Raw genomic sequence first — 21,678 nt, 5'->3', positions numbered from 1 at the left:
TCGCGACGCCTTAGCCGACGCACTCCGCGATTCGCGCCTCGATTTCCGAGCCGTAATCCGCCCAATCGAAGATCTCGCGATCAAGGGCATCTTGCGCCAGGCGGCGACGCAACTCCGGCTGCGTGGCCAACTGTTCCATCGCTGCTGCAAGCGCATGTTCGTCAAGCATGTTCACGGTCATGCAGCCGCCTTTTTCCGCGAGTTCGGCCATGACTCCCTCGGAATGGCACAGACATGGTGTACCCATCCAAAGACTCTCCATGATCGGCAACCCGTATCCCTCGACAATTGACGGATAGACGGTAAAGGCGGCACGGCGAAACTCCTCGGCAAGCGCTTCATCGGTCAGCAAGCCTGCCCATTTGATACTTGGATCCTCCGCCATCATGTGCTGGAGCCATGCAATCAGGTCGTCCGCTTCGGCGAAGCGATGACCCACCAGAACGAGTTGCAACGGTAGATCCGGGCGACGCGCTCGCAGCAATCGATAGGCCTCCACCAATGTCCGGTGATTCTTGCGCGGTTCGATGCTGCAGACACAAAGGATCGTCAATGCCCCGTTACCGGGCTCGTCGGCGAATGCCTGCACACGCGGCCGGGCACCGAACTGCCCAGGCAGATAGACAGCTTCCCCCGACGGGCATGGAAGTCCAACTCGCGCGGCATAGCCCTGGAATTCCTTGAGACTCTCGCGGGAAATCGACCAGATGGTATCGAATGAAGCCAGTGCCTCCAGATAGCCGGGAAACTTCTCGACGACTTCTCGTGCACAAAACGGCGGATGCGATATCGGGATGACATCGTACAAAATACCGCCGATAACGAGATTCCGCGCGCGAGCCCATAAGACCCGCTTGTGCACCGTACCGTCCAAGGCGACCTCGGGGAAAAAGAATACCGGCGCCTTGCCATTACCGAGCACCTTCATGCAATTTTCGACAGTCCCGAACGCGTCCCGCAACGAGACGTGCACAGGTCCGTCATAGGTCGCCAACGTCTCTCCCTCGCGATCGGTGAGCAGCCGATAGCCTTCGATGTCCGGATCCCAGCGCACGAACACCGGCATCACCCCGGCCGAACCCTGAAGCGCTCGGCACAAACGTCGTGTGACGCGAATCACGCCGGGGTTGGCTGGATCGACGGCCGAATTGGTGCAATCCACCAGCACCAGTCTCGGGGCGGCAGACGCCGCGGATTCCGCAGAGAGCGTCTCGCGCGCAGGTTGATCCGCGATGCGCGCCAATGCGGACAGATATTGGTCAAGCGTCGCTTTCCAACCAAAGGACGAGCGAAACCGTTCGAACCGCGCCTCGGTCAGATGAGACGGAATGCCCTGCGTCAAAATATGCACGGCCTTGTAGACCATGTCGTCCGGTTGACCACAAAGCAGCCATGGATCCGCAATGACTTCCGGGTGGGCGCCGAGGCTGAATGCAAGTACCGGGCGACTCAACCACTGCATTTCCGCCAGTGGCAAATTGAAGCCTTCCCACAGTGACACCGTTATGCCCAGTTCGCACTGGCGCATGATCTCGTTGAGCGCGGCATCCCCGACGAAACCGAGGAATACGATTGCATCGGCGATTTTTTCGGGTACCGCGAATTCTCCTTCGCGCGCCAGCACCAGCAGCCGCGCTTCAGGAACAATCTCGTGGATACGTTCGAATACCTGCAGACCGACCGGGCCATTCTTGTAGCCCAGCGGCTCGAAACGCCCAAGCAACATCACCGGTTTGAAACCGGTCGCGACGAGAGATCGTACGTGACTCAATGCCTCGTCATCGACGTGACTGCCGTCAGGCGCACCAAACAGGGAACTCTGCAAATGATCTGCGCCAAGCAGGATCGTCTCCACGCCCGCCGCGCTTCCCCGGTCCGGCAGGGTCTGGGTTTCGCGAATGAACGCACTGATTGGCAGGACGGCGCTGAAGCGGGGAAGTTCGCGCGCCCGGATGCGCCGCAATTCGCGCTGCGTCGGCAGCACGCCCTCCGGCATGCCGTCCTGAGGCACCGCGCCGGCGTCGATAAAGACAGACTTGGCGCCGCGCTCCGCGCACACCGACGCTGCCGAGAAAAAGGGCCAACCGCCAACGATGACGACATCGGGACCCTGCTCGGCAAACATCTGATTCCAGCGTTCACGCAAATGCTCGGCCGCGCGCTCCTCCGCGTACACGATCGACAGACGCCCGACGTCGTCCCATATCTGCAAGGCGGGCGAAACCTGTCGAACCGCGGCCTCGTCGCAGCGTAGACACACGAACGTAACGAGATGCCCTTGCCGCACAAGGCTTTGGCCCAGCACCAACAGGAGACGATCCACCCCGAAACGCGGTAACAAGCGCTCGTTGCAGATAACGAAGTGACGCCTCCGCACCTGATCTACTTTCGTCAAATTCATGGCCAAATGTCCGGGCAAGGGATATGGAAGGACGCTTGCGGCGCGATTGTCGCAAGCATGTCGGCAGCGCCGCGCGGATTCCACGCGCGAGGCAATGCCGCCGGATCGACCGCGACGCTCGCCAGCAGGTCCCGAACATCGGCACCGGACTCGACCGCACGAACGCCACCGAACATCTGCCCCACCACCGACAGGGATTTGCATTCGGCGGAGACAATGATCGGCAGTCCCCATCGGATGGCCTGCAATGCAGCCGCAAACTCGATGTCCTCGCTCCAGTTCCAGAAGGCAGCCGCGTCCGCCCACGCGTCCGCAGGCAACCAGTCGTGCCACAGCAAGCGTACGCGTCGCCCTGCGCCGACCTCGTCTTCCGTCTGATGGAGCGACTGCACCGCATCAACAATTTCCCGGCTCGGTGCGCCGCCCGCGCACAACACTATCGGTTCGCTGGGCAATGAGCGCGGATCCGCCAGCACGTCCTCATATACGTCAAGCAGGCGGGCAACAGCGGCTTCTTCCGCATATCCTTCGCGACGAGCCACGTTCCTTTCGCCCTCTTGGCGGGCGCGCTCGGGTGCGTCGATGTATGCCCGCATGGCTTCGGCAAGCCGGTCAGGAGCCCAGGGCGGCACAAGCGTCCCCGTCTTTCCCTGCTCGATCAACGCGCCGATACCACCAACGTCCGTTGCCAGTTGCGCCATACCCGCAGCCATTGCCTCAAGAAGCGACACAGGCTCGTTCTCGGGCCAACGTGAGGGCAATACGATCACGTCACTGGCGCTCATCAATTCAATGATCCGATCGCGCGGCACGCGCCCCAGGCACTGGACAGTCTTATCGAGTCCCCAATCGGCAATCTGACGCTGGATATCTCCCAGCAAGTGGCCGTCACCTGCGATGGTGAGCGACCAACGCCCTTTCAACGATGCGTCGTCAGACAGACGTTTCGCCGCTTCGATGAGATCGGGAATTCCCTTGTGCTCCCCCATGTAGGCGACGCACAGAAAGCGGATCGTCGAGGAAGGCACTCGCTTCAATTCCCGGAACGGGCGGAGATCAATGCCGTTCGAAATCACGAAGGTTCGATCGCGCTGGGCTGCGCCCGCCTGCACGTACGCATCGGCGAGGGAGGCGCTCGGCGACACGAGTGCCGAAGCGTGCCCGAGACACCAGACGATATAGTCTCGCCGCAAACGCATCGGCACCGAATGCGCCAGATCATGCGGGTGAATCGATGCGCTGCAATGGGTTCCGCACTCTTCGGTATTGCCGCAAATCGAACCATCGTCGCGAAGCTTCGTTCCGCGGTAGCAAACCCCCCAAAGGTCGTGGAGCGTGACCACCACCGGAATGCCTCGACGTCGCGCTAATGGAATGAGATGCATCCCAAGTCCGGCCATATTATGAAAATGGACCAAGTCTGGTTGCTCGGAATTCAATATGGCCCTGAAGTGCTCCGCGACGCGGTCGTTCCTGAAATTGTCGCTGGCTTCGAACGACGTCACGCTGGTGCGCCATACAACCATCCCGTCGTCATCTTCCCGATCGAGACGGCCGCGGGCGTCTGCGTTTTCCGCAATTCTTCCCGTAAAGACGATCACGTCATGACCGCTCGCCGCCAGGCCGAGAGCCTGACGGCGAGCCACGACCTCGGCACCACCCAACACATGTGGCGGAAACAGATTGCTGACGACAAGGATTCGCCTGCGGCGCTTCTTGGTATCTGAAAGCACGATTAGATCTTCTAATGACGAGTACGCACGCCGGTACGATTCAGCACGCCGGTTTCCCGTCTGCACTCATTGATGTTGGTCCGCCGACCCCAAGCGAATCGCGGACAGCTCGAATTCGAAGCACTGACCGTTGCGGCGGCCGCGGACCGGCACTTCGACCTGCCCGAATCCGGCTTCTTCGACCAATTTCTTGAGACTTTCCGGTGTCAACAGGTTGAAATGGAAATCGCCGTTGTAGTCCTGACTTCCGAACAACACCTCGCGGAAATCGTCGAAAGAGTAGCTGCCTGCCGCAACCCCGTTGAGCATGGCCTCGCCATCGGGCACGATCGCTCGCAAGCGTCCGCCGGGTTTCAACATGGACCGCCAGTGTGGTAACAATCGCCGACGCAGTTCCTCCTGCGGGAAATGCTCGACGAGATGCGATGAAAACACTTCGTCGACACTCCCCTTGTCAAAAGGCAAACCGCCGACATCGGCCACCACATCGACGCCCGGAACCTCACGGGCATCGACATTGACATACTCCGGCATCGCGATGTGACCACATCCCAAGTTAACCTTGAAGTTGCCCGCAGCCTTGGCCCGCTCCACTTTGTCCGGCGCCAGCACCTTCGCGACGACATCATCCGATACGGCGCCCGGTCGGGCATTGCGTCCGGCGCCGTAGCTCAGTTCGTACATCATTTCGCGACGTACGAATTCGACGCGGTCGAGCAAGTAGCGCAATGTGTCATCGACCTGGGCACTGCGCCGCGCCATGTCTTGACGAAGACCGTCGATCGGCTGCGCAGAGCCGTTCGCCACCATTTCAAGGCGCTTTTCGACTGCTGTTGCGATAGCCGCATCGAGCCGAGCTTGCAGCCGTTCTTCGATGTCCGACAGATGCGTGAGCCGATTGTCGATTCCGCTCATGTCGTTGCGCACTCGCAACCAGACCTTGGTCAGATCGTCGATCGTCCGCTGGCTACGGCTGCACTCCTGCTTCAGGCGATCCGTGGTTGCCGACGACGATCGCAGTTCGTTTTCGAGATGTTGGAGCCGGGGTTCGATCACCATCAACGGCCGATTCAAGCGAAACAGCAGCGGACCCAGCAAAGGTCGCGCGAAGCGTTTCAGGGTTTGCTTCAGTTGACTCACAGTCATAAGGTGCTCCGAATTGCGTTTGAGATGTTGGAGGAGCATCAACTTGCCCCTTCACGCGATCTCGACAGGAACTTGGCAAAATCAATTAAGCGAACGTCATGCGCTCAAGCGATGCGATGTCGATCGACCGATTCTCAATCGCGTGACAACCGTTCGGATCGACGTTTCGCCCAAATCACTTCGAGCCGGTCACGCATCGCCTCGCCCACCGGAACGGAGCCGTAGCTGCGCCAGATGCGTTCGCGCGCGAACTTGCCACGCCTGCGCCCTTCCGACGGATCCGCTGCAACGTGCCGCATCACCTCGACTGCGGCGGCTTGATCGGGCTCCGCCCAGGACTGCCCTTCCGACCACGGATATTCGTTGGACGCCACCGGCCGCAACTGGTACGGAATCGGATAGCCTGTCTCGGCGGTCAGGAAATCGGTGCAACCGGAATAATCGGTACCAATGACGATCCGCTCGAACGTCATCGCTTCCGCCATGCCGAGCCCGAAACCTTCGGCACGATGCAACGACACATAAGCATCCGACGAACGGATCAGGCCAAGCATCTCGTCGCGCGCCATGTTCGAGTCGAACATGAGAATCCGGGGATCCTGTCGCATTGCATCGCTCACGATGGCCTTGATGTCGGGGAAATGATCGGGTGCCCCGGTCGACTTGATCACCAGCCCGACATTCTCGTCGCCGAGCGGGAAAGCTTCCTGGAATGCCCGCAGGACACCCAGTGGATTCTTCCGGAACGGCGACGAGTAGTAATCGAAGCTGAACATGAAATAAAAGCGCTCCTCGTCCATGCCGAAGTGCGCCCGCCCCGGATGATCTCCGTCGGTATCGTCCATCGCGGGCGGCATGACGGTGATGGGCCCGTCGAAGATATGCGCAAACGCATCGGCAATGAACGTGTTGGGAGCCCAGATCTCATGAATGTGAGCAAGATTTCCGCGCCAGGCCTCCGGCGCCCTCGCAAGCTCCCAATACGGACACAGGATGTTATAGGACTGCGCCAATAGTCGTGGATCCAGTTCCCGAAACACGGCGGGAACCTGATCGCAAGCGACCTCGATCATGTTGACGTCGTAAGGATGCTTCTTGTCGTACCGGTGGGGCATGTATTCCCCGATCAATCGGCTTTCGATCCCCACTCGGAACGGATAGACAGCAAACGGTAAGTCGACCGCTTCGGCCGCCGTCAGGTTCGCACGGAATGCTTGCCCCAGGCCCAATGCGCCCTCGGCATAGCCGATAAACAGGACCCCGTCCCGCAGTTCCAGCGGTTCGCTCGTGAAGCGAATGGGGAGAACCGGCGCCTGCTGATCCGATGCCTGCCCTTCGCCTGCGATACGCTGCCTGAGCCACTGCATCCGCGTCCGGAAAAAAGGAGCGACCAGTTGCTTCGACGATATCGCAAGCGCGCGCTTCCAACCCTGTTGCTCCAGACGGTCCGCAAAGAAGTTCGCCAGAAAGCCGCTACGACGGAATCCTCGCACGACAACGCCCTTCCATCTCATGGACGCGCCCGCACCCGTCGTGTTCCAGCCCGCTTCGCCAGACGACGGCGACTGCATTCCGGCCATGCCGCGTGCATTCGCAGACGTCTTCGACCGCTTTGTCGATACCTCGAACTTTCCTTCATTTTCCGCAATCAGCGCTCGACGGATCGACAGACTGCATTCGCGCCACGAGAATTTCGCGCGAATGGCTCGAACGCCCGCCTCCGAAAGAAGCCGGTATCGCGCCGCGTCCATGTCGTTCGCCTCCAGCAGCAACGTCGCCAGATGCTCGGCGGACGGCTCCCACCAGGTTCCGATCGTGCCGAAACCCTTGTCAGAGTAATCGGCCGGGATTTCGATTCCGTTCAACAACAACGCACCGGGAATCGCAAAGTCGGCCATTCCGCTGAAATTCCCGAAAATGGCTGGCGTACCGCATGCCATGGATTCGGCAATCCCGAACCCGAATCCCTCCGAGCGCGACGAGCAAACCGTGAAATCCGCACTGCGATAGAGCGTCGCCAAAAACTCCTCGTCCATGCCTGCGACGCTTTCGTAAACCGCGATCCCTTCCGAAAGGTATTCGGCTATGCGAAAGTTCCTCCAGATGCGCGTGCTGTCAGGACTCGGCATGGCTTTCAAGATGCCCGTGCCCATCAGGATCAGCCTGGCGTCAGGTCGCAAACGATGAAAGGAACGCCATGCCTTGACCATGACGTCGAGCCCCTTCCGGTACTGATTGCTGGCAAACCACAGAAAGGTTTTTCCGTCCGAAAAGCGCATCGACGGCCCCCAAGGCTGAAAGACATCGCTTTCGATACCGAGAGGAGCGTAATGAACGCGATCGAAACCGGCGCGCGTCAGTACCTCTACCCCCCAACGGGAGGACGTCAGCACCATCTTGTAGCGCTCTTTGAATGCCAGCCACGACTCGGGCAAACGCGACGTCTCCCAAACCGTATAAAGACAATCGAGAGGCTTTGCGCCTGGATGCGAAAAGACAAGCTCGGGTGCGGCAGGATGAACGAGACCGTAGCGTCTCAAATACGGATGAAGATTCTTGTTGACGATGTTCCAGGAATTCGTCTCTTTCGAGTGGTGATTCCTGTGAGAAACGGAGTGCCCAAGAAACTTCTGCGCAAACAGGAGCTTGTTCTTCGCGAGGTAGTTGCGCTTGAATTCACTCGGCTTCTCCGCAACGGTCGAACTCGTCCAGTGCTCGATCTGCGAGTAAGTCAGATATGCACAGGTGTATCCGGCGTCGCGCACGCGAAAACCGAAGTCCGCATCCTCGTGATAGAACCCATATTCGTTATCGAGAAAACCGATCTTGTCGATGACCGACATGCGCACGCCCGCAAGAGTCAGCTCGCAAAAATCGGCTTCCAGACGTTTCGTATCGCCCGGAGGCGGGATGAAATCGTGCTTGAAAGTCAACGTCTCGAGATCCCAGCAGACCCGGTAGGCCAGCTTTCTCTGCGTGGCGGTCTTGTCGATGAGGATCTGTGCCGGCGCCACGATGGCGAGGTCCGGATCCGTCAAAAGCTCCGCAAGCAACTCGCGAATTACATCGGTTGTAAACGTGAGATCGTTGTTGGCGACGAAGACAAAATCACACCCGCGCTCCTTGGCCATTTCCGCGCCAATGTTGCACGCCTCGGTGTACGTGTGCGCTCGCCCAAGCTGCAGCAGGCCGACACCTGCGCTGCGACATACTTCTTCAGTATTGTCCGCACTCCCCTGATCCAGCACCACGACCAGTTCACCAGGAATCCGAAGCGTCGGCAGCATCCGCTCCAGAAGTTTGGCGCCATTGATCGATGGAATGACGAGCAGGGTTTTTCTCAGTGCAGTTTCAATAGTCATGTTTGCTTTACGTTGGCAGCCGGGGAAGACCCTCGTCCCAACCGTGGCTACGTTCATTTCCAGACCGGCCGACAGCGGCTCCGTTCATGGGGGGCACGGATGCTCGAGCGCCACCTTTCCGCCTTCGCCACCGGGCCTTCGGTTACCGGCACGCGTCCAAGACGAACCTGCCGGATGTGACCAAAAGCCTCGGCGATTGACGTGGCGCTTACGACGACGCGGGCACCCGCCCATAGTGATCCTCGAAGCGGACGATGTCGTCTTCGCCGAGGTACGCCCCGGATTGGACCTCGATCAGTTCGAGCGGGATCTTGCCGGGATTTTCAAGACGATGCGTCACACCGAGCGGAATGTAGGTCGACTGGTTTTCGCTCAGCAACGTCACCAGGTCGCCATTGAAAACGCGTGCCGTCCCACGGACGACGATCCAGTGTTCCGCGCGATGATGATGCATTTGCAGACTCAGCGATGAGCCCGGATTGACGATGATGCGCTTTACCTGAAAGCGCTCGCCCTGATCGATGCTTTCATAAGAGCCCCAAGGCCGAACGACTTTCCGGTGCGTGACCGATTCATGCCGACCCATCGCGCTGAGCCGTTCGACGATCTTCTTCACGCGTTCCGACTCGTCGCGATGCGTGACGAGCACCGCATCCGCCGTTTCGACGATGACGAGATCCTTGACGCCGATCGCGGCAACCATCCTGTGATCCGCGCGAATGTAGCTGTCGGTCACTTCGTCCGTCAGCACGTCACCCAGCACGGTATTGCCTTCCTCGTCGGCGGCGGAAATCTCTGCGAGTGCTGCCCACGAACCGATGTCGCTCCAGTTGAGGCCGGTTGTCGCGACCATCACTGCGCGATGAGTCTTCTCCATCACCGCATAGTCGATCGAGATATTCGGGCTTTCCTGGAACGCATCGGGATCGAGTCGCACGAAGTCGTCGTCGCGCTTCGCCTGCGCAAGCGCCAGTTCGACCTGCTTGAGAACGGCGGGCTCGAAGCGCGCCAGTTCTTCGAGGTACACGGACGCCTTGAGCATGAACATGCCGCTGTTCCAATAGTAGCCGCCGTCCGCGAGAAACCGCTCCGCCGTGGCGCTGTCCGGTTTCTCGATGAACGCATCCACACCGTAGGCGCCTTCATGCGACGCAAGTGCGTCGCTGCGACGAATATAGCCATAACCGGTATGCGGTTTTGTCGGTTCGATACCGAAAGTCACCAGATGCCCCTCGTTCGCGATGTCCCGGGCGGTCGACGCGATTCGTGCGAAGACTGCTTCGTCGAGAATGACGTGGTCCGAAGGCAGCACGAGCAGCAAGGCGTCCGGCGTCTGTTCCAGCGCGAGCAGCGCGGCGGCGGCCACCGCCGGCGCCGTATTCCTTCCAACCGGCTCGAGTACGACCGCAGAAGGCGTCACGTCGATGCTGCGCAATTGGTCGGCAACGAGGAAGCGCTGCTCCGTATTGGTGATCACGATCGGCGAATTCACGTCCGCCATACCATGCAAACGCCGGACCGTCTGCTGTACGAGCGTGTGACTGCCCGTCAGTTTCAGATATTGCTTCGGGTACCCGCCGCGTGACATCGGCCAGAGTCGGGTACCGCTGCCGCCACACAAGACAACCGGATATACGTTCACGTCAACTCCGTAAAATGATGATGCTCTAAGAACTGCATGTGCGAGAAATTCGGCACAAGCGGCTATGCGGGTACTTCCACCCGCGGCGGCCATGCCAAACCAAAGTCGTCACGCGCCAAAGTCAGATTCGGGCTGTAGAAAGGATCGTGCTTCAGGCGGTCCCCCCAACGTCCCTTCATATACTCGAACTCGCGCTCGAAGCGCGCTCGCCTGACAGGATCGTCGTCACGTCCGCGCGTGGCCGACTCGTGGTGGTACAACTCTGCAAATGGGGTCCAAACGTTTCGGTAGCCGGCCTCACCGATGCGAAGGCAAAAGTCGACATCGTTATAGGCAATCGCCAGATCCCGCTCGTTCAACCCGCCCACCTCGCGATAGATCGACGTGCGCACGACAAGGCAAGCCGCAGTGACTGCCGAGAAGGCGTTGATGAGGCCTGCTCTGCCGAAATATCCACGCGCCGCGCGTGGCAGGTGTTTATGGGCGTTCCCGGCCACACCCAGAATGCCCAGGACTAGTCCGGCATGCTGAATTGTATCGTCCGGATAAAGAAGCTTCGCCCCGACGGCCCCAACTTCCGATTGCAACGCCAGCGCAACCATTTCCGACAACCAGTCCGGCGATATGACCTCGACATCGTTGTTCAGCAGCCCGACCAACTCACCGTTCGCCTGTTCGACGGCCGCATTGTTCAACGCGGAATAATTGAACGGACTGTCATCGCGCAAGACGCGGATACGGGGATCCCCGGCTATCGATTCAAAATAGCGCAAGGCTTCCGGATCGTCAGAACCATTGTCGATCAGGATGACTTCATAGTTCGCGTACGTCGTTTTCTCGAAAATGCTGGTGATACATCGGCGCACCAGTTGAGCGGCATTGCGCGTCGGGATGATCAGGCTGACGAGCGGCTGCCTCGCCGGCAACGCATACCGGGCCCGATAGCCATAGCCGATGTACTCCACTTTGCAGTCCACGCCCCGCCGCTCGAAATGCTCGTTGAGGGCCCGCTCTCCGGCGACCGCGGCATAAGGTTTCGCGTCCGAGCTGAAAGCGGTGCTCTCCGAATGAACCCGCCAGTGATAAAGCACGCGTGGAATGTGATGGATTGCCGCGACGTCCGTGCGTTCGATACAGCGCAACGCCAGATCGTAGTCTTGCGACCCTTCATATCCGACGCGGAACCCTCCCACTTCATTCAGCAACGCTCTCTCGTAAACGCCAAGATGGCTGAACATGTTGTGGGAGTAGAACAAGTCGGGATTCCACGCGCACTTGAAATAAGGGTCGTGACGCACTCCCGACTCGTCGATCTTGTCCTCATCCGAGTAGATCATGCGCGCGGAAGGATTCTGCTCGATGACGTTAGCCACATGGTAAAGCGCATGTTCCGGAAGCAAATCGTCGTGATCGAGAAGTGCGACCCACTCGCCCGTCGCCAACGCCAGAGCGCTGTTCGAGGCGGCAGAAATATGCCCGTTTTGTTCGCGAAATACAGCCTTGATACGCTGATCCTCGCTCATGTAACGCTCGATCAACGGACGAACGGCCGGATCGGTCGATACGTCATCGGCGATGCACAATTCCCAATGAGGATAAAGCTGGCCGCGTACCGATTCGATCGCTGCTGCAAACCATTCGGGCTTGGGGTTGTACACGGGCATGACCACGGAAATCACCGGCAGGCGATTGAAACCGGCGATGTGCTGCCGAATGGTATCCCGCGTCGCATCATCGATCCGATCGTAGCGACGTACCCAATCGACATAGTCGTCACGGCCAATGATTCCGGGCGCGCCGGCCCGCAGCCAAACGAGTTTGTGCATCACGCCAGCGATGCCCTCGCGGCGATATACGCCATATGCCTTGCGCAGGACGGCGCGGAGGCCACCACCTCCGGCTGCCCGTTTCGCCAGCGAATGTATCTCCAACAGTTTCAATTTGCCCCACACCTTGCCATATCTTCCGGCGCGCCGATTGCAACGCCTGCGATTCGACGACTCTCGATGTTGCGCCCGACCTTCCCGCTGCCATCGCGCCCGCCTGCCTCACGAGCCCGCGAACGGCCAACGCGACGTCCGTCAGCTTCGGAGCTTACGACGATCGCTCAGGCCGTTGCCGCTTCATATGCCGACACGATCTCTTCCGTCGGCCCGAACGCCCGTACACTTCCGCGCTCCATCCAGAGCACCTTGTTGCAAACCTTACGGATTTCCGAGTTGGAGTGCATCGCAAGCACGACGATTTCCGCGCGACTGTGCAGATCCGCCAGTCGTGCCTCGGCCTTATGCATGAACGATGCGTCACCAACGCCCATGACTTCGTCAAGCAACAGGATTTCGGCGTCGACCGCGGTCGACACTGCGAACGCAAGTCGCACCTTCATCCCGCTAGAATACGTGCGAATGGGCAGATCGAGATAATCGCCGAGCTCGCAAAATTCGGCGATGTCCCGTTGCTTCTCGCGAATCTCCGAATCGGACATGCCGAGCAGCAGCCCTCGAAGCCGGATGTTCTGCATCCCGGTCGAATTCTCGTCCATGCCGAGGCCAATATCGAGCAGCGGCACGACTTTCCCATCGCGCGCGAGCGTACCGGCGGTGGGCGGATAGATACCCGCCATCGCGCGAAGCAGCGTCGACTTCCCCGCGCCGTTATGCCCGATCAGGCCGACGCGGTCACCACGTTCGAAACGCAGATTCACGTTATCGAGCGCGCGCACGACGATCACGCCGTCGTTGCCCTCGGCGATCCGGTTACGCCGCCCCATGCGGAGCACTTGTTTCTTGAGTGATCGCCCCTGCACATCGAAGATCGGCAGATCGAGCGTCACATTGTTCAATTCAATGTATGCCATGGTACGCACCTCAAACCCAGTACGGAATGCGCTTGAGATAGCGCCCGGTCATGAGCAACGCGACAGGCCATCCAATCAGCGCCATGCCAATCGTGACCGCCCATGTCGTCACGCTCGGGACCTGCCCGATCAACGGACTACGCACGAGGTCGATCAGATATGCGAGCGGATTCCATTCGACGATGAACGAAAAGCGGGTCAGCGAGTCCGGACGGAAGATGATCGGCGTCACGTAGAACGCAACCTGAAGCAATGCGCCGACAATCTGCGGGAGGTCGCGAAAACGCGCGGACAGCAGGCTGATCGTCATTGCGATCCACATCGCGTTGATGACATAAATCAGAAGCGCCGGTATGAAGATCGGCAACGTGTCCCACCGCTTTACACCAAAAATCGCCAGCAACACGATCACAATCAGGAAATTGTGGGCGAGCACAATAAGATTTCGCCAGACGACTTGCAGGATATAGATCAGCTTCGGGGTCGCCATCTGGCGGATATAGGACGCGCTATTGATGTATGCGACGCTCCCTTCTTGGATGGTCGCCGAAAACATGCCCCACAGCACAAGACTGCACGCCAGGAACGGCAGATACTCGTTGATCTTCTGTCCGAACAGCGTGCCGTAGACGATACCCAGAGACGTGATCATCACGCCCATGCTGATCGTGAGCCAGAAGGGCCCGAGACGCGAGCGCGCATAGCGTTGCCGGATTTCAAGCCACCCGAGCAGCGTCCACAATCGCCACGATGCGATACTTTTCTTGAGGTCAGCGAGTGAGAGATTCAGCATGCAAGCTTTCGAGAAATGAATGAATAGGGAATCATCGGACAATTATCGCCGACGAAATCAGAGCGCTCCGGCACGGCCGAGTATCCCGTGCCAGATGCCCAGCAGCGACAGCCGCAAGTGAGTCAGGCGAGGCTGCATGAAAAGCGCATAGATCGCAAGACGAAACGGCATCTTGACGAGTTCGGTCGATTTCCAGGTCCAGGGCACGTAACTGCGTCTGATCAGCGCCACGGCATTACGGAACAGGTAGTAATGGCGCACCGCACTATGCCCTGGATACTTTCTGCCGAACACGCGCACGGGTTCACCGCCAAGTTCGTGCGCAAGCCGCAGTGTCGGCGCGCCCAGTACCGCGTAGCCTTTCGAACGCGCGCGAACGCACCACTCCAAATCAACGAAATCGATGAACAGCGTATCGTCCATGGGACCGATGTCGCGCCACGCCGCGAGATTGATGCACGAACCTGACGTAATCAGAAAATCGACGTCGACCGGTCGTGTCCCGGTCGGCTCGATGCGTTGCAGCTTCAGGTAGCCAAAACGGACAAACGGTGCGATTCCGCCCAAGCGCGCATCTTCGTATGCCGGCCCGATGAGCGCCACGCGCTGATTGCGTGCGCGCTCATCGTCGAGTAGTTGCGGCAGTTCCGTCAGCAGCTGCGCCGAGGGTTCGCTGTCCTGATCGAACAGCAGCGCACTCGTGCAACCTGCGTCAAGCAATCGCTCGACGCCCTGGTTGAGCGCCGTGGCAATGCCTCGGTTCGCACCGTTTGCCAGGTAGTCGATTCCGTCGTCCAACCCCAACGCATCCGCCGTGGATACGGATTCGGTATTGTCGACGACCACGCATGGCCACGTAGCCGCGAGCCGGTTCGCCCGGGCCACGCAATCGCGGTCCGGTCGATAGAAGACAATCACGATGCCCGTGCGCTTCCGACGGGCCGATAGTTCGTTGGAGTTACTCACTCAGACAGAGCCGTAATGCATCGTCCCAAACCGGCATATGCAGGCCGAACGTCCCGGCCAGCTTGTCGAGAGACAACCTCGAATTTGCCGGACGCTTCGCAGGCACCGGATAGTCGCTTGCCGGAATCGGCACGACCTTCGGCGCACGCTCGCCCATCGCCTCCGCAAAGATGACTTCGGCAAACCCGTGCCACGACGTCGCACCGGCCGACGTGAAGTGATACACGCCGGAACGCTCCGCCCACCAGTGCGCATCACCAGCAGCCAACGCCTGTGCGACGATGTGCGATGTAGCCGTGGCAATAGTCTTCGACCAAGTCGGCGCGCCGATCTGATCCGCGACTACACGCAGTTCCGGACGCTCGCTCGCTAGCTTCAGCATCGTCAGCAGGAAGTTCTTGCCGCGCCGCCCGTACACCCAGCTCGTCCGCAGAATCAGGTTCGCACATCCCGCCGCCGCGATCGCCTGCTCGCCTTCGAGCTTGGTCAGCCCATAGACGTTCTGCGGGTTGGTCGCGTCCGTTTCGACATAGGCGCCCTCTTTGGTGCCGTCGAACACGTAATCGGTCGAGTAATGAACCAGCGCCGCGCCGCTGCGCGCCGCTTCCTCCGCGAAGACACGCGGCACATCGACGTTCATCCGACGCGCGGCATCGATGTCCGCCTCCGCTCTGTCGACGGCCGTATAGGCGGCCGGATTCACGATAATTGACGGCTTCAACTCGCGCACGACACTACGCACGCGCTGTAGATCGGACAGATCGAGCATCGAACGATCGCACGCCACCACGCGCCCCAACCCTTGCAGCGCGCGCAACAATTCGAATCCGACCTGACCGTTCACGCCCGTCACAAGGATCGTCGGCTCAGGTTTCACGCCCATCTCATGCATAGACTTCGGCTTCGCTCAAACGCTCGCCCGCCGCGTCCTTCGCGGCCAGCAACGGCTCGAAATCAATCGGCCATTCGATCCCGATCGCCGGGTCGTTCCACACGATGCTGCGCTCGTGCTCCGGAAACCAGTAATCGGTCGTCTTGTAAAGGAACTGCGCAGCGTCCGACAGCACGACGAAACCGTGCGCGAACCCAGGTGGCACCCATAGCTGACGATGATTGTCGTTCGACAGGAGAACGCCGACCCACTTGCCGAAGTTCGGCGAACGCTTACGAATATCGACCGCGACGTCGAACACCTCGCCTTCGACAACACGCACGAGTTTGCCCTGCGCGTGCTGGATCTGATAGTGCAGCCCGCGCAGCACGCCCTTCGACGACCGCGAATGATTGTCCTGCACGAATTCGACACCAGCCTCGACCTGCTCGGCGAATTCTTTCCCGTTGAAGCTTTCGTAGAAGAACCCGCGCGCATCGCCGAACACCTTCGGCTCGATGATCTTGACTTCGGGCAGCGCCGTCGCCGTTACTTGGATGGCCATGCAACTCTGTCCGTAAGAATGTTCTTGAGATACTGACCGTACGCGTTCTTCGCGAGCGGCTGTGCGAGCTTCAGCACCTGTTCCGCGTTTATCCAGTTGCGGCGGTAGGCGATTTCCTCCGGGCACGCGACAACGAGGCCTTGCCGCTTCTGCAGCGTCGCGATGAAGCTGGCTGCCTCGATTAAGGAATCGTGCGTGCCGGTATCGAGCCACGCGTAACCGCGCCCCATGATCTCGACATTAAGCGCGCCATCCTTGAGATATCGCGAGTTGACGTCGGTGATTTCCAGTTCGCCGCGCGGCGACGGCTTGATGTCGGCCGCGATATCGCACACGCGGTTGTCGTAGAAGTACAGGCCCGTCACCGCGTAATTCGAACGCGGCTTCACGGGCTTCTCCTCGATCGACAACGCGCGGAACGACTTGTCGAATTCGACGACGCCGTAACGTTCCGGATCATGCACGTGATACGCGAACACGGTCGCGCCGGCTTCCTGCGCATGCGCGCGCTCGAGCTGCTTCGCGAGATCGTGGCCGTAGAAGATGTTGTCGCCGAGAATCAGCGCCGACGGATCGTTGCCGACGAATTCCTTGCCTATAATGAACGCCTGCGCGAGTCCATCAGGCGACGGCTGCACCGCATACTGGATGTTCATCCCCCACTGGCTGCCGTCGCCGAGCATCGACTCGAAACGCGGTGTGTCCTGCGGCGTCGAAATGATCAGAACGTCGCGGATACCCGAGATCATCAGCGTCGATAGCGGGTAATAGATCATCGGCTTGTCGTACACCGGCAGCAACTGCTTCGACACGACGTGCGTGATCGGATACAGCCGGGTGCCGGAGCCGCCGGCGAGGATTATGCCTTTACGTGCCATCGCATTGCTCCTCAGGCTCGTTTCGCGTAGTTGGTCTCGACCCATTTGCGATACTCGCCCGACGCCACTTCGTCAGCCCAAGCCTGATTGCCGAGATACCAGTCGACCGTCTTCGCGAGGCCTGTCTCGAACGTTTCCGCAGGCTTCCAGCCGAGTTCGCGTTCGAGCTTACGCGCATCGATTGCGTAGCGGCGATCGTGGCCGGGGCGATCGGTCACATAGGCGATCTGGTCGCGATAAGAACCGGCCGCCTTCGGGCGTGCCTTGTCGAGCAGGTCGCACAGCGTGTGCACGACTTCGAGGTTCTTCTTCTCGTTCCAGCCGCCGACGTTGTACGTCTCGCCGGGCACGCCGCGGGCGAGCACCTCGCGGATCGCGCTGCAATGGTCTCCGACATACAACCAGTCGCGCACGTTCTGCCCGTCGCCATACACCGGCAGCGGCTTGCCGGCGAGCGCATTCGCGATCATCAGCGGAATCAGCTTCTCGGGGAACTGGTACGGACCGTAGTTGTTCGAACAGTTCGTCGTCAGCGTCGGCAGGCCGTACGTATGATGGTAGGCTCGCACCAGGTGGTCCGAGCCGGCCTTCGTCGCGGAATACGGGCTGTTCGGCGCGTACGGCGTCGTCTCGGAGAATTGCGGATCGGTCGCCGACAGCGAACCGAACACTTCGTCGGTCGACACGTGGAGGAAGCGGAACGCAGCCTTGTCGGCGTCGTTGAGGCCGTTCCAGTACTGGCGGGTCGCCTCGAGCAGCGTGAACGTGCCGACGACGTTGGTCTGCACGAAGTCCGCAGGACCGTGAATCGAACGATCGACGTGGCTTTCGGCGGCAAAGTGCAGCACCGCGCGCGGCTTGTACTCGGCGAACAGCGCGTCGAGAGCGTCACGGTCACATATATCGACGCGCGCGAACACATGCTTCGGGTCTCCGTCCAACGACTTGAGCGTGCGAAGATTCCCTGCATACGTCAGCTTGTCGACGTTGAGCACGGCCTCGTCGGAATCGCGCAGCCAGTCGAGTACAAAGTTGGCACCGATAAAACCCGCGCCGCCCGTAACCAGGATCATGAGGCTCCCTCTAGTAATGCGCGGCCGGCGCCGTTGGACACCGGCCGCTTCAGATTCATAGCAAGCAACCGTGGTCGCCGCATCAGACCGGGAATTTTAACCGGTCGACATGACCGCCAAAGTCATGAAATGCTAATTTTGTTCGGGAAAACGACAATTATAGGGAGCCAAGCCACGCAAAAGCCATGCCGCTAACAACTTGATACAGCGCTCCGCACCCGGACTGGGAACGAAATTTCTTTTCAAATCAATGGCATTTTAGAGAACAAGAATCCCGAAAATTCCGGCATCCGCCAAGTACTCTTCTTTTATCCGAGAACCCCGCAGGATTCGCCTCTCATGACCCTCCCCCCCATCGCCATCGGCGACATCCAAGGCTGCCATTCCGCTTTCCAGTCGCTGCTTGACAAGCTTTCAGCCCCCGCCGACACGCCCCTCTGGATCGCCGGCGACGTCGTCAACCGCGGGCCGGGCTCTCTGGCCGCGTTGCGCGCGGTCGTCGGCCTCGGCCCGCGCGCGACCGTCGTGCTCGGCAACCATGACCTCCACCTGCTCGCGGTCTCCGCCGGCCTTCGCACCGAACGCCCGGGCGACACCATCGGCGAGATCCTCGACGCGCCCGACGCCGACGCGCTGCTCGACTGGGTGCGCCGCCGCCCGTTCGTGCATGTCGAAGACGGAAAGCTGCTCGTCCACGCCGGCGTGCTACCGCAATGGGACACGACGCTCGCGCTCGAACTCGCCGACGAACTCCAGCGCGCACTCCGCGCGCCCGACTGGCGCGACACACTTCAAGGCCTGTACGGCAACGAGCCGAATCAATGGAGTCCGGACCTGAAAAAACGCGACCGGATGCGCGTCGCGTTCAACGCGTTCACGCGCCTGCGCTTCTGCACGCCCGATGGCGCGATGGAATTCAAGGCGAACGGCGGCCCCGACAGCGCGCCGCCCGGCTACCTGCCGTGGTTCGACGTGCCGGGGCGCCGCACCGAGGACGTGACGGTCGTGTTCGGACACTGGGCCGCACTCGGCCTGATGCTGCGCGACAACGTCGTCGCGCTCGATTCGGGATGCGTATGGGGGAATCAGTTGTCAGCCGTGCGGCTGACGGCCGATCCGGCCCAGCGCACGGTCACGCAGGTGCAGTGCGAAGTGTGCCGCACGCCGGGCGGCGAATGACGGCACGCTAATTCACGCGCGCCGCCGACGCGTCAGCCTTCGCGCCCCGGCACGGGCGCATCGGCAGTCGCATCGCCCGCCCCGTCGGCGCCGAGCTCGGTCGCCGGATACGCATGCTTCTGCAACTCGGCGAGCGACTCGGCCGTCGGCTTGCCGACCTTCTCCTGCAACGTCGCCAGCGCAGCCGCGATTGCATCGCGGGCCGCCGCGGATGTCGCACGACGATCACCGCCCGGCGGGATCGGCTCGCACACGTACAGATGCGCGACGAGCGGGCCGCCGCGCAGCACCATGTCGAGCGACTTGCCGAGCGACAGATCGCCCGTATAGGCCGGCGCGACCGACTGCCGCCCGTGCGCGTCCTCGTACATCAGGCAGATCGGCTGCACCGCGCACCCGGCCGACACCGCGGCCTGGAACAGGTTCGCATGGAACGGCAGCAGATCCTGGCCGTCGGACGTCGTCCCTTCCGGAAACACGCACATCACACCGCCGTTGCGCAGGCGCTCGGCCATCTCGTGCATGATCCGCATCGCCTCGGTGCGCTTCTCGCGCTGCAGGAACACGGTGTCGAGCTTTTCGGCGAGCCAGCCGACGACCGGCCACTGCCGCACCTCCGCTTTCGACACGAACGGCGTCGGCCGCCACGCATTGACCGCATAGATGTCGAGCCACGACACGTGGTTGCCCACGACGAGCGCGCTCGCGTCGAGCCGCGCGCCGTCGTTGTGGACGACGAGGCGCATCCCGCAGATGCGCAGCATCTTGAGCGACCAGCGACGCGTCAACTCGGCGCGGTGCGCCGGCGTGACGCGCGAAAAGCGCAGCGCGACGATCACCATGCCGCGCAACAGGTGAAAGACGAGACGCAGCTTGCGAAGAGCGGTCATGGCGAAGGTCCGGCGTGGTTCAGTGGCGCTCGAACGCGACCTGCCCGGCCACGAGCGTCGCGCGTACGGTGGCCGGCAGTTCGTAGCCGAGGAACGGCGAGTTGTGGCCCTGGCTCTTCAGTGCACGCGACTCGACGCGCCAGTGCGCGCGCGGATCGAACACGCACAGGTCGGCCGCGCCGCCCTCGGCGAGGCGCCCCGCCGACAGTTGCAGCACGTCGGCCGGCGCGGACGTGATGCGGCGCAGCGCCTGCGCGAGCGGCGTGCGCGTCTCGTCCGCCCACTTCAGCGTCAGCGACAGCAACAGCTCGAGCCCCGTCGCGCCCGGCGTCGCTTCACCGAACGGCAGCAGCTTCTCGTCGTCGTCGACCGGCGTGTGATCGGAGCAGATCGCGTCGATCGTGCCGTCGGCGAGCGCCACGCGGATCGCTTCACGATCGCGCTCGCCGCGCAGCGGCGGATCGAGCCGGAACTGCGAATCGAAGTAGCCGATGTCGACGTCGATCAGGTGGACGTGGTTCACGCCGACATCGCAGGTCACGGGCAGCCCCTCGGCCTTCGCTGCACGCACGAGCGCCAGCCCGGCCGCCGACGACAGCCGCGCGAGGTGCACGCGCGCGCCCGTCACGCGCATCAGTTCGAAAATCGTGTGCAGCGCGATCGTCTCGGCCGCGACCGGCACGCCGGACAGCCCGAGCCGCGACGCAAGCGCGCCACTCGCGGCCACGCCGCCGCGGCCGATGAACGCGTCGAGCGGACGCAGCCACGTCGTGTAGCCGTAGGTGCTCGCGTATTGCAGCGCACGCAGCAGCACCTGCGTGTCGCGCACCGGCACGTTCGCATGCGTGAAGCCGACGCAGCCGGATTCGGTCAGCGCGACCATCTCGGTGATGACTTCGCCCTTGAGGCCGACGGTGAGCGCGCCGAGCGGATGCACGTTCGCCTGGCGCAGGTTGCGCGCGCGGAACTTGAGCATCTCGACGAGGCCGGGCTCGTCGAGCACGGGATCGGTGTCGGGCGGGCACACGAGGGTCGTGACGCCGCCCGCGACGGCCGCGGCCATCTCGGACGCGAGCGTCGCCTTGTGTTCGTAGCCGGGCTCGCGCAGCCGCGCGCACAGGTCGACGAGGCCGGGCGCGACGATCAGGCCCGATGCGTCGATCGTCTTGTCCGCGGTGAAACCGGCCGGCGCGCTGCCCAGCGCGGCGATCTTGCCGTCCGCGACGAATACGTCGGCCTGTCGTTCGGTGCCGGCGACCGGGTCGATCAGCGTGCCGCCTTGGATATGAATCTTCATGCGCTGTCTGTAAATGCGTTGATTG

At 61.2% G+C, this 21,678-nt stretch carries 16 protein-coding genes; 1 reads left to right on the top strand and 15 read right to left on the bottom strand.

Features of this window, described 5'->3' with window-relative positions; all coding sequences use genetic code 11:
• Positions 1 to 10 precede the first annotated feature (10 nt).
• The 13 genes from CFB81_RS04010 to rfbB all read right to left on the bottom strand — a co-directional run bounded on the left by CFB81_RS04010 (position 11) and on the right by rfbB (position 18,287).
• Positions 11 to 2,401: a glycosyltransferase gene (locus tag CFB81_RS04010; protein WP_179235908.1), complete on the bottom strand. Its 2,391-nt coding sequence runs from the start codon at positions 2,399 to 2,401 to the stop codon at positions 11 to 13.
• The gene (locus tag CFB81_RS04005; protein WP_179235906.1) at positions 2,398 to 4,134 is read right to left on the bottom strand and encodes a glycosyltransferase family 4 protein; all 1,737 of its coding nucleotides are present in this window, start codon (positions 4,132 to 4,134) and stop codon (positions 2,398 to 2,400) included. Before CFB81_RS04005 ends, CFB81_RS04010 begins: the two co-directional genes overlap by 4 nt.
• Before the next feature lie 66 nt (positions 4,135 to 4,200).
• A complete protein-coding gene (locus CFB81_RS04000; protein ID WP_179234857.1) occupies positions 4,201 to 5,280 on the bottom strand; it encodes a methyltransferase domain-containing protein in 1,080 nt (359 codons plus the stop codon).
• A 134-nt stretch (positions 5,281 to 5,414) separates the two neighbouring features.
• A complete protein-coding gene (locus CFB81_RS03995; RefSeq protein ID WP_179235904.1) occupies positions 5,415 to 8,642 on the bottom strand; it encodes a glycosyltransferase in 3,228 nt (1,075 codons plus the stop codon).
• A gap of 208 nt (positions 8,643 to 8,850) precedes the next feature.
• The gene (locus tag CFB81_RS03990) at positions 8,851 to 10,284 is read right to left on the bottom strand and encodes a mannose-1-phosphate guanylyltransferase/mannose-6-phosphate isomerase (protein ID WP_089434631.1); all 1,434 of its coding nucleotides are present in this window, start codon (positions 10,282 to 10,284) and stop codon (positions 8,851 to 8,853) included.
• 62 nt (positions 10,285 to 10,346) lie between these two features.
• A complete protein-coding gene (locus tag CFB81_RS03985; protein ID WP_256976059.1) occupies positions 10,347 to 12,110 on the bottom strand; it encodes a glycosyltransferase family 2 protein in 1,764 nt (587 codons plus the stop codon).
• Positions 12,111 to 12,391: 281 nt separating this feature from the next.
• A complete protein-coding gene (locus tag CFB81_RS03980) occupies positions 12,392 to 13,141 on the bottom strand; it encodes an ABC transporter ATP-binding protein (RefSeq protein WP_089434630.1) in 750 nt (249 codons plus the stop codon).
• A gap of 10 nt (positions 13,142 to 13,151) precedes the next feature.
• Positions 13,152 to 13,934, bottom strand: a complete 783-nt coding sequence (locus CFB81_RS03975) for an ABC transporter permease (protein ID WP_089434629.1) — start codon at positions 13,932 to 13,934, stop codon at positions 13,152 to 13,154.
• A gap of 57 nt (positions 13,935 to 13,991) precedes the next feature.
• Positions 13,992 to 14,900: a glycosyltransferase family 2 protein gene (locus CFB81_RS03970; RefSeq protein ID WP_179234855.1), complete on the bottom strand. Its 909-nt coding sequence runs from the start codon at positions 14,898 to 14,900 to the stop codon at positions 13,992 to 13,994.
• Positions 14,893 to 15,792, bottom strand: a complete 900-nt coding sequence (rfbD, locus tag CFB81_RS03965) for a dTDP-4-dehydrorhamnose reductase (RefSeq protein ID WP_089434627.1) — start codon at positions 15,790 to 15,792, stop codon at positions 14,893 to 14,895. Before rfbD ends, CFB81_RS03970 begins: the two co-directional genes overlap by 8 nt.
• Positions 15,785 to 16,336, bottom strand: a complete 552-nt coding sequence (gene rfbC / locus CFB81_RS03960; RefSeq protein WP_089434626.1) for a dTDP-4-dehydrorhamnose 3,5-epimerase — start codon at positions 16,334 to 16,336, stop codon at positions 15,785 to 15,787. Before rfbC ends, rfbD begins: the two co-directional genes overlap by 8 nt.
• Positions 16,321 to 17,214 (bottom strand): glucose-1-phosphate thymidylyltransferase RfbA, encoded by an 894-nt coding sequence (gene rfbA, locus CFB81_RS03955; protein WP_089434625.1) that lies wholly within the window; start codon positions 17,212 to 17,214, stop codon positions 16,321 to 16,323. The genes rfbC and rfbA overlap by 16 nt, the downstream gene beginning before the upstream one ends.
• A gap of 11 nt (positions 17,215 to 17,225) precedes the next feature.
• The gene (gene rfbB, locus CFB81_RS03950) at positions 17,226 to 18,287 is read right to left on the bottom strand and encodes a dTDP-glucose 4,6-dehydratase (RefSeq protein WP_089434624.1); all 1,062 of its coding nucleotides are present in this window, start codon (positions 18,285 to 18,287) and stop codon (positions 17,226 to 17,228) included.
• A gap of 339 nt (positions 18,288 to 18,626) precedes the next feature.
• Here rfbB and CFB81_RS03945 point away from each other — a divergent pair, with 339 nt between their 5' ends.
• A complete protein-coding gene (locus CFB81_RS03945; protein WP_089434623.1) occupies positions 18,627 to 19,466 on the top strand; it encodes a symmetrical bis(5'-nucleosyl)-tetraphosphatase in 840 nt (279 codons plus the stop codon).
• A 32-nt stretch (positions 19,467 to 19,498) separates the two neighbouring features.
• Here CFB81_RS03945 and CFB81_RS03940 read toward each other — a convergent pair whose 3' ends face one another.
• Both CFB81_RS03940 and CFB81_RS03935 read right to left on the bottom strand, forming a co-directional pair.
• The gene (locus CFB81_RS03940; RefSeq protein ID WP_089434622.1) at positions 19,499 to 20,356 is read right to left on the bottom strand and encodes a 1-acyl-sn-glycerol-3-phosphate acyltransferase; all 858 of its coding nucleotides are present in this window, start codon (positions 20,354 to 20,356) and stop codon (positions 19,499 to 19,501) included.
• Between the two features lie 19 nt (positions 20,357 to 20,375).
• Complete coding sequence (locus CFB81_RS03935) at positions 20,376 to 21,653, bottom strand: dihydroorotase (protein ID WP_089434621.1); 1,278 nt, start codon at positions 21,651 to 21,653, stop codon at positions 20,376 to 20,378.
• Between the last annotated feature and the right edge of the window lie 25 nt (positions 21,654 to 21,678).

Origin of the sequence: Burkholderia sp. AU28863 (genome assembly GCF_002223195.1) — a bacterium.
Classification (GTDB): Bacteria; Pseudomonadota; Gammaproteobacteria; order Burkholderiales; family Burkholderiaceae; genus Burkholderia; species Burkholderia sola.
This window is presented reverse-complemented; position numbering and strand designations above follow the sequence as displayed.

Excerpts from the sequence above, each read along its gene's own strand:
- CFB81_RS04010 (WP_179235908.1), bottom strand. The coding sequence starts at position 2,401 with ATGAATTTGACGAAAGTAGATCAGGTGCGGAGGCGTCACTTCGTTATC.
- CFB81_RS04000 (WP_179234857.1), bottom strand. The coding sequence starts at position 5,280 with ATGACTGTGAGTCAACTGAAGCAAACCCTGAAACGCTTCGCGCGACCT.
- CFB81_RS03995 (WP_179235904.1), bottom strand. The coding sequence starts at position 8,642 with ATGACTATTGAAACTGCACTGAGAAAAACCCTGCTCGTCATTCCATCG.
- CFB81_RS03985 (WP_256976059.1), bottom strand. The coding sequence starts at position 12,110 with ATGCACAAACTCGTTTGGCTGCGGGCCGGCGCGCCCGGAATCATTGGC.
- CFB81_RS03980 (WP_089434630.1), bottom strand. The coding sequence starts at position 13,141 with ATGGCATACATTGAATTGAACAATGTGACGCTCGATCTGCCGATCTTC.
- CFB81_RS03975 (WP_089434629.1), bottom strand. The coding sequence starts at position 13,934 with ATGCTGAATCTCTCACTCGCTGACCTCAAGAAAAGTATCGCATCGTGG.
- rfbD (WP_089434627.1), bottom strand. The coding sequence starts at position 15,792 with ATGCATGAGATGGGCGTGAAACCTGAGCCGACGATCCTTGTGACGGGC.
- rfbC (WP_089434626.1), bottom strand. The coding sequence starts at position 16,336 with ATGGCCATCCAAGTAACGGCGACGGCGCTGCCCGAAGTCAAGATCATC.
- rfbA (WP_089434625.1), bottom strand. The coding sequence starts at position 17,214 with ATGGCACGTAAAGGCATAATCCTCGCCGGCGGCTCCGGCACCCGGCTG.
- rfbB (WP_089434624.1), bottom strand. The coding sequence starts at position 18,287 with ATGATCCTGGTTACGGGCGGCGCGGGTTTTATCGGTGCCAACTTTGTA.
- CFB81_RS03945 (WP_089434623.1), top strand. The coding sequence starts at position 18,627 with ATGACCCTCCCCCCCATCGCCATCGGCGACATCCAAGGCTGCCATTCC.
- CFB81_RS03940 (WP_089434622.1), bottom strand. The coding sequence starts at position 20,356 with ATGACCGCTCTTCGCAAGCTGCGTCTCGTCTTTCACCTGTTGCGCGGC.
- CFB81_RS03935 (WP_089434621.1), bottom strand. The coding sequence starts at position 21,653 with ATGAAGATTCATATCCAAGGCGGCACGCTGATCGACCCGGTCGCCGGC.